The organism is Prevotella brunnea (genome assembly GCF_008016795.1).
GTDB lineage: Bacteria > Bacteroidota > Bacteroidia > Bacteroidales > Bacteroidaceae > Prevotella > Prevotella brunnea.
In genome coordinates this window covers 1-14,566 of record NZ_SDIK01000036.1, presented here as the reverse complement: position 1 = coordinate 14,566, position 14,566 = coordinate 1, and the positions used below count along the sequence as shown (strand labels likewise).

Annotated in this window: 13 protein-coding genes; 5 read left to right on the top strand and 8 right to left on the bottom strand. The window is 39.1% G+C overall.

Annotation, left to right across the window (positions count from 1 at the left end; all coding sequences use genetic code 11):
- Window positions 1-4: 4 nt before the first annotated feature.
- Window positions 5-298, top strand: coding sequence for a hypothetical protein (locus tag ETF27_RS05440; RefSeq protein ID WP_130829181.1), 294 nt, complete (start codon window positions 5-7; stop codon window positions 296-298).
- A 93-nt stretch (window positions 299-391) separates the two neighbouring features.
- Here the strand turns inward: ETF27_RS05440 and nudC are convergent, their stop codons facing one another.
- The 4 genes from nudC to ETF27_RS05420 all read right to left on the bottom strand — a co-directional run bounded on the left by nudC (window position 392) and on the right by ETF27_RS05420 (window position 4,750).
- Entirely contained in the window at window positions 392-1,159 is a 768-nt protein-coding gene (nudC, locus tag ETF27_RS05435; protein WP_130829740.1) for an NAD(+) diphosphatase, read from the bottom strand.
- Between the two features lie 29 nt (window positions 1,160-1,188).
- A complete protein-coding gene (locus ETF27_RS05430) occupies window positions 1,189-2,943 on the bottom strand; it encodes a bifunctional metallophosphatase/5'-nucleotidase (protein ID WP_130829179.1) in 1,755 nt (584 codons plus the stop codon).
- A gap of 75 nt (window positions 2,944-3,018) precedes the next feature.
- Window positions 3,019-4,296 (bottom strand): type IX secretion system plug protein, encoded by a 1,278-nt coding sequence (locus tag ETF27_RS05425; protein WP_130829177.1) that lies wholly within the window; start codon window positions 4,294-4,296, stop codon window positions 3,019-3,021.
- 13 nt (window positions 4,297-4,309) lie between these two features.
- The gene (locus ETF27_RS05420; protein WP_130829174.1) at window positions 4,310-4,750 is read right to left on the bottom strand and encodes a hypothetical protein; all 441 of its coding nucleotides are present in this window, start codon (window positions 4,748-4,750) and stop codon (window positions 4,310-4,312) included.
- A gap of 215 nt (window positions 4,751-4,965) precedes the next feature.
- Here ETF27_RS05420 and galE point away from each other — a divergent pair, with 215 nt between their 5' ends.
- Window positions 4,966-6,003, top strand: coding sequence for a UDP-glucose 4-epimerase GalE (gene galE / locus ETF27_RS05415; protein ID WP_130829172.1), 1,038 nt, complete (start codon window positions 4,966-4,968; stop codon window positions 6,001-6,003).
- Between the two features lie 65 nt (window positions 6,004-6,068).
- Here the strand turns inward: galE and kdsB are convergent, their stop codons facing one another.
- The 3 genes from kdsB to ETF27_RS05400 form a co-directional block, all read right to left on the bottom strand.
- Window positions 6,069-6,821: a 3-deoxy-manno-octulosonate cytidylyltransferase gene (kdsB, locus tag ETF27_RS05410; protein WP_130829170.1), complete on the bottom strand. Its 753-nt coding sequence runs from the start codon at window positions 6,819-6,821 to the stop codon at window positions 6,069-6,071.
- A 460-nt stretch (window positions 6,822-7,281) separates the two neighbouring features.
- Window positions 7,282-8,853, bottom strand: coding sequence for an Rne/Rng family ribonuclease (locus tag ETF27_RS05405; RefSeq protein ID WP_130829168.1), 1,572 nt, complete (start codon window positions 8,851-8,853; stop codon window positions 7,282-7,284).
- 265 nt (window positions 8,854-9,118) lie between these two features.
- On the bottom strand, window positions 9,119-9,397 hold the full coding sequence (locus tag ETF27_RS05400) for an HU family DNA-binding protein (RefSeq protein WP_130829165.1): 279 nt from the start codon (window positions 9,395-9,397) through the stop codon (window positions 9,119-9,121).
- Between the two features lie 443 nt (window positions 9,398-9,840).
- Here ETF27_RS05400 and coaW point away from each other — a divergent pair, with 443 nt between their 5' ends.
- Entirely contained in the window at window positions 9,841-10,677 is an 837-nt protein-coding gene (coaW, locus tag ETF27_RS05395; RefSeq protein WP_130829163.1) for a type II pantothenate kinase, read from the top strand.
- Window positions 10,674-12,152 carry a sodium:solute symporter gene (locus ETF27_RS05390; protein WP_130829161.1) on the top strand — a complete coding sequence of 493 codons (1,479 nt, stop codon included), beginning with the start codon at window positions 10,674-10,676 and terminating at the stop codon, window positions 12,150-12,152. The genes coaW and ETF27_RS05390 overlap by 4 nt, the downstream gene beginning before the upstream one ends.
- Before the next feature lie 60 nt (window positions 12,153-12,212).
- Here ETF27_RS05390 and ETF27_RS05385 read toward each other — a convergent pair whose 3' ends face one another.
- On the bottom strand, window positions 12,213-12,767 hold the full coding sequence (locus tag ETF27_RS05385; protein WP_130829158.1) for a glutathione peroxidase: 555 nt from the start codon (window positions 12,765-12,767) through the stop codon (window positions 12,213-12,215).
- A 246-nt stretch (window positions 12,768-13,013) separates the two neighbouring features.
- On the opposite strand from ETF27_RS05385, the gene ETF27_RS05380 reads away from it, so the two are divergent.
- A complete protein-coding gene (locus ETF27_RS05380; RefSeq protein WP_130829156.1) occupies window positions 13,014-13,877 on the top strand; it encodes a hypothetical protein in 864 nt (287 codons plus the stop codon).
- Window positions 13,878-14,566: the final 689 nt, after the last annotated feature.

The following is a 14,566-nucleotide window of genomic DNA, read 5'->3' as shown; positions in this document are numbered from 1 at the left end:
AAGCATGAGTTGGATAAAGAAATATAAATGCCTATCTTGTGGCTACGAGGCTTGCGTCTATGAGGGTAAAGGATTCATGGGACAAAGCATTGAGGCGGTGGTTTGCAATGGTTGCCACAATCTTGTTCCTTTGGTCGTAGGGGGAGTTATCGGCGATGCCGCCCCTTCCTTTCGCTCTCTTACCGGAAGGATTTGCTTGAAATGCGGATCTGACGATATGAAAAAATGGGATGGACATACTTGTCCACAATGTAAAGGAAATATGGTGGATACAGGCGAAAGAGAGTTTTGGAGCTAATATTTCGCGATCATTTCAAATCCGTTTTCCTTGTACATTTACAATAGAAATTTTCAAGGGACGGCTAATTACCGATTTGGGGATATGGTGCAGTTATCCTTCTAACCAATTGTCAATTAACTTTCGAGCAATAGAAAGTTTTTCCGGAAGATTGGGGAGGTTATCTTTCTTAAACCATCCACCTTTTGATAATTCGCTTTTCTGTATTTTTATTTCCCCTGCATCGTAGTCGGCATTAAATCCTACCATCATGCCACACGGATAAGGCCACGGTTGCGAGCAGAAATAGGTCAAGTTCTTTATGCTGAGTCCCGTTTCTTCCATTACCTCACGATGAACAGCTTCTTCCAATGTTTCACCCGTTTCAACGAAGCCGGCAACAAGTCCATAAAAGTCTGTTTTGAAATTTTTCGCATGAACGAGTAATACTTCATCGTTTCGCCGTATCAAGACTATAACTGCCGTTGATATCTGTGGCCAAATTTCTTTTCCACAGTTTGTACAGAGTTTGGAGATGTTAGAATTGAATTTCATGGGAGCGCCACAAGCACCACAGAATTTTGTATTTTGATTCCAATAAAGCAGCTCATGACATTTGCCGGCTATCAAGTATAATTCGCGAGATAATTTGTAATAGCTCGACCTCAATCCACACATTTCCAGCTTAGGGTTGCCGGTTATGGGTGTATCTATATTTACAGCTTTTACTTTGACGCCCGATGAGGTCTCTGCAACATCCATGATTTTAGACCATCTGTGCAGTGATACCGGTGCTTCTTCGGATAGAGGAATAGTATATCCTTTATCGTCTTTTTTCAATACGATATCCGATTTACAGAAAACAAACCAATAATACTTCATATCCCCAATAGAATTATTTTCGATGGAGTTTATTCCCCAAACAGCAATTCCTTGTCTCTTTCCGCAGCTGCTTTCGTCCATTTGGTGGGAACAAACTTCCAATTATTCAGTGGCTTTGGATTCATTATCTTGGCTTTTTCTATTTCCTTGATGAGATAGTAGCGTTGATCCAATTCACTTCTCCAAATTATCCTTCCCTTCAATGAGTCTTGAGGAATCCCTGCTCCCTTTGTCAGAAGTTCTCCGCCCCCATTTCCTCTATAGCTGTTCACGGCAACCTTATACGATTTTTTTTCGTCGAAGGGCTGTCCGTTGCTCATTCTCAGTATCTTGACTTTTTCTCCGGAAGGCTTTGTAACATCCACCTCATAATCGATTCCTGCCGCCGAATCAAAGTTAAATGAGAAATTCTTGAATCCCAATCGCTGCGCGTCAGATTTTGTGTCAGCCAGCAAGAGTAAATGATCGTCAGGAGATTTCATGGTATTTACCCAAAGCGAATAACTCATTTCCAAATGCTTCCTTATCTCTTCTCCGGTCAGTCGCATGACGTAAAGTTGGTTTTCATATTTGTAAAGCTGAAACATATCTCCCACCGTGATGGGGCCGGCTTTGATGGATGAGTTGAATTGCAAAGGCGCGTTGAAGGCTATGTCTGCATTTGTTATCTTCAGTTCTAGGCTTAAAATTAAATCGTTGAAAGCGGAACTACCGAAATAGCAATCTTTTGAATAGATGGTATGCGTAAATGTTCCTATTTCTCTTTCCGTCCATGCTTTCACGTCGTTGATATTGGATTGAAAATAGTTGATGAATTGTTCATCTACCGGTATGTCGGAAACATCAACGATTTCTCCCTCTTTTTTTATCACCTTATAGTTCTTGTTTCCCTTTGTTTTCTCACCTGAAGCCCTCAATGTGATAGTAGCCACTGCCACTTTCTTGGCGTTATTTGCCGGATCAAGGCAAATCACCTTCTTTCCATCGCGGTTAGTAATTGCCATATTCCTTGGCGTGTGGTCATGACCAAAGAAAACGACATCAAATCCGGGCACTTGTTCTGCCACGATTTTTGAGGCATCTTCTAAGTAGTCGGGGGCTTGTATTCCTCCATCCCATCCGGAATGGAATAAGCCCACAATGATGTCAGGACTTTCTTTTGCTTTGACTGTTTCCATCGTTTTCCTTGCCGAGCTTACCATATCCTCGAAATGAAGCCCATGCCATAGTCGTTCTTCCAACCAGTTTGGAATGGCAGGTGTTAGCAATCCTATCACCGCGACCTTTATCCCATTTTCTTTCTTTATAATATAATACGGCATTAAGTAGGATTGTTTGGTTTTCGTGTCAATTACATTTGCTCCGACAACAGGGCATTTCAATTCTCTTATCCATTTATCATAGACGGCATGCCCCGTTTCCACATCATGATTACCTATTGTTGCAACGTCATAATTCATATAATTCATGACACTTGCTGCTATGTTCTCTTCTTCCGTTTTGATATAGTTGTAATAATAAACAACCGGTTGTCCCTGAAGAATGTCCCCATTATCCAATAAATATATGTTGTCTTCTTTCCATTGTTTACGCAGACCATTCAGATAGGTTGATACACGAGCCAATGACCCTTGTGTGTTCTTGCGTTTGATGAAGTCGTATGGGAAGAAAGCTCCATGTACGTCGCTTGTTTCCACCAGTTTGATGGTTATTTCTTTGTTTTGTGCGAAGCTGTCTGTGCCTAAAAAAAAGATTGCCATAAAAGCGAAATAAAATCTATACATTTTTATAATATCTTTAAATCATTTACAAAGATACAAATATAAATGGGGAGCGTGCCATTTAGTTGAACAGAATATTTAATATATTGAGCGATTTGCTTCTCTTCCCTTGAACTGAACCGTTCTATAGCTTACGAGTTTGTCGGTTCGTCCGCCCTCTTCACGGTAATAAATCAGTACTTGATAAGAGTTCTCTGTTTGGTAGAAACATCCCTCTGATGGCAGAACACTTATTTCTCCATTAACGTTCATCAATAGATATTGATAACTGTAATAGCCCAATTTTAGCGGAAAAGATAATTCGTACATTCGTGTCGAATCATTGTAAACGAGTTTGTAGTCATCCGTGAATGCTCCGTGTGTCCAATCTCCGTTTACATAGATGTTCCCATTGACTCGCTCCCGACAATCTAACGTAAAATGCACAATCATGTAATCACTTTCCGTTTGAACCGCTATGTTGTCGGAGTTGCGAATGAGAAACGCTCCGTTTGCATCCTCATCATAAACATAGTTTTGTCGTGGGGTGGAAATAAAAGGATAAGCATGGAAACTTTCTCCATCCCAGCTTATTCGCTCTATTCCCATTGTGGATACGTCGGTAGATAAAATCTCGAATTTTCTATATTCGTTACCTGCTTCGAAAATGAAATCTTGATTATGATTCCACTTTAATCCGTCGCTCATGACATATTGTGGTTTACTATTCCATCGTGCTGTTTCCCATCGTTTATTTTGTAAGATAACGGTTTGAATTTGCATGTTCGGATTGGTTACCTTATAGTTGCCGTATTTTAGTTCCATCTCCACTTGCTGATGTTTTTGATTTATCGTCAAATCGGTATTTGTCGTAACGGTCAATCCTACCTTCATGCACCTTTCTGCAGGCTCAACAATCATAAAATAAGCCCGGAGAACTTCCCGATGATAATCATCAAACACCTTTAAGACATAATTACCCGATATCAGAGGGCGACAACTCTTGTTGGGTATCGTTACCCGATAATGTGTGTAAATAGTATTGGTCAGCGTAGATTCTTTTATATCGTCGATGATATTATCATTTGCAAACCCTTCTATGTAGTCGCTTTCGAAGAGTTGTGAGGAAGGTCTCCAGTTGGCTTCGCAATGCTCCACTTTATATGTGTATCTGTGATATTCGTGCGTTAAATCATCGAAATCGACCGACAAAAATCCATTTCCCAATTCCAAAACCGGCATAGATTGCCAATCCCCATTTGCCACTACCTGCAATGAACGGATATCTGGGCTAAAAACCTGATGCCGCTGTGCAGATAATGTTGTGCGACAGAGAATTAAAAAACAGAGAAAAAAGCTAATCTTTCCGATGTTCATCCGTGTCTTACTTCTATTCCTTTATTAAGTTGTTCATAAATTCGTTCAACTCTTCATCCAATCCCGGCATTAAGTCGCCCCCGATGATTATGGTATCATCATCCGCCAAGTATAATTCTGCAATGGTTTCTCCTTCTTCATCCTCAAGCACGAAACCATAAGGTTTTATAATCCCAAGATTGTCTATGTCAGCTTTCAGCCTCATAAGTTCTTGGCGTAGAAGCATGACGACCTTGTCCTCGAAGTCGGTATCTTTATTTTCTATCCATTCATCAATTACACATCGAGTTATTTCCACTCCGTCATCATCGAACGCCATCAAATCTCCATTGTCGGGAGATACTCGAAGATGCAGATCTGTCATGAGGCAAGAGTCATCAGTACTTGGAAACTTTTGAGTGAGTTTCCTGAGGAAACGCTCAATTTGCTGTTGTGTTTTCACTTTTACAGTCATAGCTTAATGTTTCTTGAATAGATTACCGAGCAAAGTTAATAAAAGTTTTCATACAATGGCGCAATATAAATTTGTTTTTTTGTTATTTTCATCTTATTTTATCGGAATAGCCACTTTTTTATTATTACCTTTGCAAAGAATCGGACGACTTGTCGGATTCAATTAAAAATATCACCAACTCAATTTGCGCAATCGCGTTAATAATGAACAATACAATGAAACAAACTATTTTAGTTACCGGGGGTACTGGCTTTATAGGCTCTCACACAACGGTGGAATTGTTGGAAGCAGGGTATGATGTTGTCATAGCTGACAATCTTTCCAACTCAAAAATTGAAGTCCTCGATGGAATAGAGAAAATAACCGGCAAACGTCCGGATTTCGAAAAGGTGAACCTTGAGGATAAAAATGCCACGGAACAAATATTCCGAAAATATCCCGATATTCAAGGTATCATACATTTCGCGGCATCAAAAGCCGTGGGAGAAAGCGTGCAAAAACCATTGATGTACTATCGTAACAACATCGTTTCATTGCTGAATCTTTTAGAATTGATGCCGAAATACGACGTAAAAGGCATTATCTTCTCCAGTTCCTGCACCGTTTATGGGCAACCTGAACCTAAGAATCTCCCGGTTACCGAAGAGGCGCCACACCAAAAAGCCACTTCGCCTTATGGTAATACCAAAGAAATAAATGAGCAGATTATATTTGATTATATTCATAGTGGCGCAAAGATTAAAAGTGTTATATTACGTTATTTTAATCCTATCGGAGCACATCCATCGGCGTTGATAGGCGAACTCCCTAACGGCGTGCCCAACAACCTGATACCTTACGTTACGCAAACTGCCATGGGCATTCGGGAACAACTTACCATTTTCGGCAATGATTATGAAACAGAGGATGGAACCTGTATCCGCGACTATATCTATGTGGTAGATCTTGCCAAAGCTCATGTAGCAGCCATGGCAAGAGTGTTGGATAAGAAAACAAAGCCGGTGGAATACTTCAACATTGGAACTGGAAGCGGCAATTCAACGCTTGAAATAGTGAAAACCTTCGAGAAAGCTACGGGCATAAAGCTGAACTGGAAGTTCGGCCCCCGAAGAGAAGGCGACATTGAAAAGATTTGGGGCGATTGCACGAAAGCCAACCAAGTGTTGGGTTGGAAAGCCGACACGCCACTTGACGACGTGCTTGCCAGTGCGTGGAAGTGGCAGAAAAAGCTGCGTGAGGACGGCGTGATGTAAATACTCCGAGTAATATTCGATCAAAAAGCGTCGAGAGCGGAAGAATTCCCGACGCTTTTCCCACTTTAGCCGTTTAAGAGCTGTTTTTTCAAGAAAGCCTCGGCACGCTTCAAGTCGTCCGGTGTGTCGATTCCCACCGTTTCCTCATCGGTGAATCCAACCTTGATTCTGTATCCGTTTTGCAACCATCTTAGTTGTTCCAATCCTTCAGCAAGCTCCAACGAGGATTGTTGCAACCGAGTAATTTCCTCGAGTACCGGAACGCGATAACCGTAAAGTCCGATATGCTTTAAGAATGGATAGTGCTCAAGCCACTCTTTTTCCTCTTTGTTTCGTATGTAAGGTGCTAACGCTCTCGTGAAATACATCGCAAAGGATTGATTGTCCAAGATGATTTTCGGCGAGTTTGGGTTCTTTGCCGCCTCCAATGTATCAAATCGTTTGCCGAGTGTTGCTATTTGTGTGTCGGCATCTTCAAAACATGCAATGAGAGCTTTTATTTGTGAGGGTTGAATGAATGGTTCATCGCCCTGTATGTTGATGACTACGTCATAATCTTCATCGACCTTCTTGAGTGCTTCGGCTATTCTGTCCGTTCCGCTCTGATGGTCTGAACGGGTCATGACGACATTAGCTCCAAAGCGTTTTGTTGCATCGAAAATGCGCTGATCGTCTGTTGCTACATATACATTGTCGAGCACTTTATTTACTTGCTCCACCACTCTTTCGATTACGAATTTTCCTCCCAACTTAGCCAGTGGTTTACCCGGAAAGCGGGTTGAGGCAAAGCGTGCGGGTATGATTCCTATTATTTTCATTGGTGTTATTTTAAATTGAAGGCAAAGATACTATTTCTTTTGCGATTTGCAAAGTTGTCAAGGAAAAAGTGAGCCGCGAATGTTCATTTTCGATAGAGTAATGTAATCCTATCAAAAAAGACAGTTTTTACGTGAATAATTCCACCCATCTCCACGAAATTATATTACAAAAACCGTATCATTGATACGTTTCATAATCTATTGATAATCAGAATGATAATAATTGTGATTTAAAAGGTAAGCTTTTGTACTCCAATTCATGACCTTCTGCATTGCAAAAGGTAAGCTTTTACGGAGCGAAAGCTAAGCTTTGGATAGACGAATGAAGAAAATATAGGACATTATTGAATTTTTCCCATATCGCCGAGAAAAAAGTAGGAAGTAAACCACTTTGTTTACTTCCTACTCTGATTAACCACATAGACTCCTTCATTATCTTTTGATGACGATAAGTATTATCTTATGATTTGTCATTGATTTCCTTCATGTCTAAAAATTGTTGCTTCTCATCGAAGAATTCGTATTGTAAAAAGCCCAATTTCTGTGAAGGAATGATACGCACGCCAAATCCATATTTCATTTGCCATTTGCGTTTTAGGGAAATTACTCCTTGATTAATATACGCTGCAACATACGGATGTACATGCAAATAGAATTTCTTGATACCAATCTTATTGACAAGTCTGTCAATTTTACGTTCCAGTTGATCCGTAAAAAGAATACTTGACCTTATTTTTCCGGTGCCAAAGCATGTAGGACAATTCTCGTCCACATCCACATCCATCACCGGACGCACGCGCTGCCGAGTTATTTGCATGAGACCAAATTTGCTTAGTGGCAATATGTTGTGGCGGGAACGGTCTTTTTGCATCGCCTTACACATGCGTTCATATAGCAGCTGACGATCTTCAGCAAGATTCATATCGATAAAATCCACTACGATGATGCCACCCATATCTCTTAGTCTGAGTTGTCTGGCTAATTCGTCAGCTGCCCCCAAATTGGTGTCAAGCGCGTTTTGTTCTTGTCCTTTCTCTTTTGCGCGATTGCCACTATTAACGTCAACGACATGCATGGCTTCCGTATGCTCTATAATCAAATAGCACCCATGTCCATAGTTAATAGTTTTTCCGAAACTCGATTTGATTTGTCTTGTTACATCGAAATTGTCGAAAATCGGTAATTTGCCGGTGTATTTTTTTACTATGTTTGCCTTTTCAGGGGCTATGAGAGAAACATAGTGTTTTACAGCTGTGCAAATTTCTTCATCGTTAACATAAATATTTTCATAGGTAGCGTTGAAAAGGTCTCGAAGCATGGCTACTGCACGTCCCGTTTCCTCGAAAATGAGTTGAGGACGCTCTTGCGTCTTTTGAACTTTGGTGATGGCTTCATTCCATCTGGTTAGAAGAATTTTCATTTCGGCATCAAGTTCCGCTACGCGTTTTCCCTGTGCCACTGTTCTAACGATAACTCCAAAGTTTTTTGGGCGTATGCTTTGAATGAGTTGCTTTAGCCTTGCTCTCTCTTCTCCGCTTTTAATTTTCGATGAAACATTAACTTTATCCCCGAATGGAATAAGCACCAAGTATCTCCCTGCAAAAGATATTTCTCCCGTAAGGCGAGGTCCTTTGGTGGATATGGGTTCTTTAACTATTTGTACCATCACCTCTTGTCCGACTTGCAATGTATTTTGTATGCTACCATCTTTTTTTAAGTCGGGTAGATGACTGGCTTTCTGTATGGGGTAAAGTTTTTTACGGTCGCTTTGCACCTGTTTGAGGTACTTCGCAAAAGAATCGAATTGGCTTCCTAAATCAAGATAATGAAGAAATGCATCGCGTTCATAACCTACATCTACAAAGCAAGCATTTAAGCCCGGCATAAGTTTTTTAACTTTAGCCACGTAGATGTTTCCCACCGAAAAATTTGCTTCTCTCGGTTCGCGCTGATATTCCACCAAACGCTTATCCTCAAGTAGTGCTATGGAAATCTCTTTCGGTTGGGCATCAATAATAACTTCGCTTGTCATTTTCTTCTGTTTATTATAAGTAGTCTTTACTTATATGTAAAAACGAGACTTGTCGTCGCACTCCCAGGGAAAGGAGTCCTTTGCGATGACATGCCCCGTTATGTTTGAAAGAGCTTAAGTGCTTTCTGCCCTGGGGCTTACTTGCTCTTGTGTCTGTTCTTTCTTAATCTCTTCTTACGCTTGTGCGTAGCCATCTTATGTCCCTTTTTTTTCTTTCCGTTTGGCATAATTCTTAATTTTAAAATGTTATTTTATACTTTGTTGATTATTTCTTCATGTCTTCGATAAAAGTTCTGGCAGGTTTAAAACTTGGGAAGTTATGTGCCGGGATCGTAATCGTCGTGTTTTTTGAGATATTACGAGCCGTTTTCTCTGCACGATGCTTCACGATAAAACTTCCAAAACCACGAAGGTACACATTCTCTTTCCTATCTAACAAACTGTTTTTGATAGCGTCCATAAAAGATTCTACAACTGCCGACACGTCCTTCTTCGCGATGCCCGTTGATGCTGCAATCTCTGTGATGATATCTGCTTTTGTCATTGTTTATATATGCTTTAATATTATATATTTTCCATAACCTTTTCTAACGGACTGCAAAGATACTCATTTTCAGATAAATACGGAAATGTTTTTACTATTTTTTTCTAAAAAACGTTTTTGCGATGGCGTCGTAGAGTCAATACGCCAAAAATTTCTCAATAATTTCGCTCGTGCTGCTTAAAGTACAAAGATAAATGCTATCTTTGTGTACGTCAAGGTCCATACGATTCTCATAAGCCCTGCATTTGAACATTATTATTTTTTTGCCAAAGATAATACAAATTGTGATTTAGAGCACGCATTTAGGACAAAGAATTTATGTTGGTCTTGACACTTTTCCGTAAAAAGGGAAGGGAATTCAGGGATTTATTTTCCTTTTTTATTCCTACTGACTTATATATCGCGATTTTTATGTAAATTTGCGCTATAAATTAATATTAATTATGAAGATTGCTATTGGTATAGATGTTGGTATTTCAACAACTAAAATTGTAGGCTTGTCGGATGGTAAAATAGTAAAACCGCTACGAATAACGGCAACAGACCCGGTAACTTCTCTATATGGTGCATTTGGGAAATATCTTTATGACAACCAGATAGAATTGTTTGATGTTGAGAAAGTTATGATAACCGGTGTAGGTTCTGCTTATATCAATAAGCCCGTTTATGGTTTGCCCACAGAGAAAGCCGATGAGTTTCTCGCCGATGGTTTGGGAGCACGCTTTGAGTCGCGGCTGGATCGGATGATTGTAGTATCGATGGGAACAGGAACCTCTCTTGTGCAGTGTGACGGAGATAAAATTAATCATATAGGAGGAATAGGTATTGGTGGAGGAACTTTGAACGGACTGTCGCGTTTGTTGTTGAACACAGATGATATCAAACATATTTCTGATTTAGCGATAAAAGGGGATATCTCGAATATTAACTTACAGATTGGTGATATTTCCGCAAATCCTCTACCGGGGTTGCCGATGGATGCGACTGCTTCCCTTTTCGCAAATGCGCAAGGAAACACGAGCAGAGAAGATATTGCTTTGGGCTTAATCTGCCTTGTGCTTCAATCCATTGGGTCGGCAACTATCTTGAGCGCGCTTAATAGTGGTATAAAGGATTTTGTAATGATTGGAAATCTTACTCTGCTTCCACAATGTAAAATTCTGTTCCCTTTGATGGAAAAGCTTTACGGAGTGAATTTCGTAATTCCCAAATACTCGGAATTTTGTACCGCGATTGGAGCTGCACTTCAATCTGGAATAAAGTTTGAGAAAAACCAATGATGATAATAGCAACCATACTTGCTTATTTCTCCATTCTTCTTTTATTGAGCAAGTTTGCTTCAAAGAGAAGTAATAATGAAGTCTTCTTTAGAGCAAACCGTAAGTCGCCTTGGTATTTGGTCTCCTTTGGAATGATTGGTGCCAGCATATCCGGTGTTACTTTTGTAAGTGTTCCCGGAATGGTAATTAATCAAAATATGACCTATGCCCAGACTTGTATGGGATTTATAGTTGGGTATGTTATTGTAGCTTTTGTCTTATTGCCGTTGTGCTATAAAATGAATCTCATCACTATTTATTCCTACCTAAAGAAGAGGATGGGAAAGCGGAGTTACAAGACCGGTGCGTCATTCTTTCTAATATCTAAAATGACAGGAGCCGCAGTGCGATTTTATGTTGTCTGCATGATACTTCAGCGATTCGTTTTTGATGCCCTTCACATTCCTTTTTTTGTTACTGTCATCGTTTTGGTCATCTCGATATGGCTTTATACTCGTAAAAGTGGTATGAAGACATTGGTTTTTACCGACACTTTCCAAACATTCTGTATGTTTGTTGCGCTTCTTTTAATTATGTATAAGGTGATTGATGCTTTGGATATGAGTGTTTCAGAAACCCTGAAAATGATAATGGCGGATGAATATTCAAAAATATTTGTATTCGATGATTGGGTGACGAGACAAAATTTTTGGAAACAATTCTTTAGCGGTATCTTTATAGTAATTGTAATGACCGGATTAGATCAGGACATGATGCAGAAGAATATGACATGCAAAAACCTATCTGAAGCACAAAAGAATATGTGTACCTATGGATTGGCTTTTCTTCCTGCCAATCTTCTTTTTCTTGGTTTAGGGGTTCTGCTTATGCATTATTTAGTACGGATGGGACAGCCGATACCTAAAAATCCGGATGAGTTGATGCTGATTCCGGTGGCAGGAGCAATGCTGGGGAAATGGGTTGTCGTGCTTTTTACAATTGGTGTCGTTGCAGCGTGTTTCTCCAGTGCCGATTCTGCTTTAACTGCTTTAACTACCAGCTATTGTGTTGATATTAAGGAACAAGCAGGCAATGAAACTTTGAGAAAAAAGTCGCACATAATGATTGCCATTATTTTTATTCTCTTCATTTTGTTATTTAGGTCTATAAACTCAACAAGCCTTATAGATGCCATCTATATATTGTGTTCTTATACTTATGGACCTTTGCTTGGATTATTTGCATATGGAATGCTTACCCATGAAAACGTAAACGACAAGATAGTTCCTTATATAGCCATCGCAAGTCCGATTTTGTGCTTCCTCCTCGACAATCTTTTCTTGCGGATATGGGATTACAAGTTTGGTTATGAATTACTTATGCTTAATGGGCTAATAACCTTTATTGGTTTATGGCTTACTAAACCGCAAAAACAGGGGGCAAAAACCATCTTGGATTGCTCTAAAAAAAGGAAAGATACACAAAGAAACCTGTGAACTTTCCTTTTTTTCAGTTAGAGTCTATATTACAATAGACAGCTATATTACCAAATAATATTACTCTGCCAAAAGCTTTTCTATTTCCGCTTCGATATGCTCTATTTTTTCAGTAGGTTCGAAACGTGCTACAACCTGTCCTTTTTTATTAATTAAGAACTTGGTGAAATTCCATTTTATTTCGTGGCTTTCCTTGTAGTTTGGATCTGCTTCTGAAAGAATTTTATGCAATACCGGATAGATAGGATGGCTTTCATCCCAACCGGCAAAACCTTTCTGCTCCTTCAAAAACTTGTAGAGCGGTTCTGCCTCTTCACCATTCACCTTAATTTTCTTAAAGCGTGGAAACTCCGTACCATATGTTAGTTTGCAAAACTCATGAATGCTTTCGTCTGTACCGGGAGCCTGCTGTCCAAATTGGTTGCAAGGAAAATCAAGAATTTCAAATCCTTTTGCATGATACTTTTTATAAGTAGCTTCCAGTTCTTCGTATGTTGGAGTAAAACCACACTTTGTAGCTGTGTTTACGATGAGCAAGACCTCGTTAGCATACTCTTTTAGTGAAAAATCACCGCCTTTTCTGTCTTTGACAGTGAAATCATAAACTGTTTTCATCTTCTTTAATTTTGATTAAACGATTATATGTATTATTTGCAAAAATACAACTTTTATTTTTATTTCATTTGAAGTATGTATTAAAAGTATTAAAAATTTATTTGTAAGTTTCCATTTAATATGGGGATTTGCATAAAATAGGGATTTCCCTATAAGTAAATAGAGATTTTATATTAAAAAATGGATGTAAAATGTTTAGTTTTGCCATTAAAAAGTAGAAAAGGAATAATTTAAAATATAAGAGATATGAAAAAACTTAGTATGTTTTTATTTGCATTGGTACTGGTTGCCACCCCATTCATGTTCACAAGTTGTAATGATGATAATGAATATTATCTCAGTCTTGTTGATGAAGCCGTCGATGGCTTCCGGTACGATTTCCCAAAGGGAACTGATTATTATCATGCCTATAACTGGTTCTATTGTAATTACCCGATGGCAACAGACGCCGAGTTCGTTGCGTTCATGACTTCGATAGGTTTTAGTCCAACTCCTTATTGGGATGCGTATAACAATGGGAATTATGGATGGGATAGCAATTATGACAATGAAGTCCCAACCGCTGATCAAAATTTACTTGACGAGGTTCAAATGCTTTGTGGTGAATGGCAAGGTACTATGGTTTACGAATATACTTCAGACAATTCCAAGCAGAGAATACAAGAAACCTATATGGCGAACATGAAGTTCTTTCAATATAATGCGACATCCAATTCTTTGAGTGGAAACGGAGTAGAGGTTGATACCGATGCTGATGGAAATACGCAAACTTTGGATTTTTCGTGGTATGTAGCTATGAATGGAGATATTTACATTAAATACAAATCGGGTACTATTTTCGTTTTGGATGCCAACTCACAAACTGAGGGTTTCCACTTGGGATACGAAAATGAGAGAGGTTATGACACTTTCTTCGGTGTTGCCATTAGTACAAACACGGAAGATGTAATATATATAGACCTAGAACGTCAGGCAACAAATGCCAAAGGGATGTTCTCCAAGACGCGAGCTGCAACCGGCAGATTAGGAAAAAAATCTTTTGGTAAAGCCAAAACAAATAAAGCTGTTTTGTATGAGCAAACGGCCAAGAAACAGCTAAGAACAAGATAGTAGCACCGATATCGCACAAAGAAAAAATCCGTCTATAACAAAAATTAGACGGATTTTTTTTGATTTACAAATTGTTTTCGAACTATTCAAAAATGATTGGTAATGATAAAAAACTCTTGTATAAAAACTGTGCTTTTGCTTAAATCGGTCATTAGAAACTACTTTAGTTCTTTTTCCTAATGACCGCCATTAGGAATATTCAATTATATATGTTTGTTATTCGGCAATTTACTAACTAAAACCCATACGCAATGAATTCATATCAAAACCTGCCTGTCCGGACAAGACAAAAGATAAGCATATTCTTTGTTTAGCCGGGGCGTTAAAAACGCGAAAATCCTTCCCGGCTATATGAGAAAAGTTCAACAGTGTCCTAAATTTTCTTCATTCATCTATTTAAATCTTAGCTTTTGCTTTTCAAAAGGTAAGCTTTTGCAATGTAAAAGGTCATGAATTGTCTTTTCCTGAATTCACTTGTCAGATCTGACGATGTTTTTCTGTTTTACTTGTCAGCTATTTTCTTATTTACTGATTGACTTGACATTAACATTATATCGTTTAAATTTGATGTCAGTGCTCTTGCATACAAGAAGATGGACAACATCTAAGTTCAGTCATATTTTCGGCAAGGTCTTAGCGGCATCGATGCACCCTGGGACCTTTGGTGAAGATGGCATAAGACCGTCGTT

Coding starts and splice junctions, on each gene's coding strand:
- ETF27_RS05440 (WP_130829181.1), top strand. CDS start 5: ATGAGTTGGATAAAGAAATATAAATGCCTATCTTGTGGCTACGAGGCT.
- nudC (WP_130829740.1), bottom strand. CDS start 1,159: ATGAAGTATTATTGGTTTGTTTTCTGTAAATCGGATATCGTATTGAAA.
- ETF27_RS05430 (WP_130829179.1), bottom strand. CDS start 2,943: ATGTATAGATTTTATTTCGCTTTTATGGCAATCTTTTTTTTAGGCACA.
- ETF27_RS05425 (WP_130829177.1), bottom strand. CDS start 4,296: ATGAACATCGGAAAGATTAGCTTTTTTCTCTGTTTTTTAATTCTCTGT.
- ETF27_RS05420 (WP_130829174.1), bottom strand. CDS start 4,750: ATGACTGTAAAAGTGAAAACACAACAGCAAATTGAGCGTTTCCTCAGG.
- galE (WP_130829172.1), top strand. CDS start 4,966: ATGAAACAAACTATTTTAGTTACCGGGGGTACTGGCTTTATAGGCTCT.
- kdsB (WP_130829170.1), bottom strand. CDS start 6,821: ATGAAAATAATAGGAATCATACCCGCACGCTTTGCCTCAACCCGCTTT.
- ETF27_RS05405 (WP_130829168.1), bottom strand. CDS start 8,853: ATGACAAGCGAAGTTATTATTGATGCCCAACCGAAAGAGATTTCCATA.
- ETF27_RS05400 (WP_130829165.1), bottom strand. CDS start 9,397: ATGACAAAAGCAGATATCATCACAGAGATTGCAGCATCAACGGGCATC.
- coaW (WP_130829163.1), top strand. CDS start 9,841: ATGAAGATTGCTATTGGTATAGATGTTGGTATTTCAACAACTAAAATT.
- ETF27_RS05390 (WP_130829161.1), top strand. CDS start 10,674: ATGATGATAATAGCAACCATACTTGCTTATTTCTCCATTCTTCTTTTA.
- ETF27_RS05385 (WP_130829158.1), bottom strand. CDS start 12,767: ATGAAAACAGTTTATGATTTCACTGTCAAAGACAGAAAAGGCGGTGAT.
- ETF27_RS05380 (WP_130829156.1), top strand. CDS start 13,014: ATGAAAAAACTTAGTATGTTTTTATTTGCATTGGTACTGGTTGCCACC.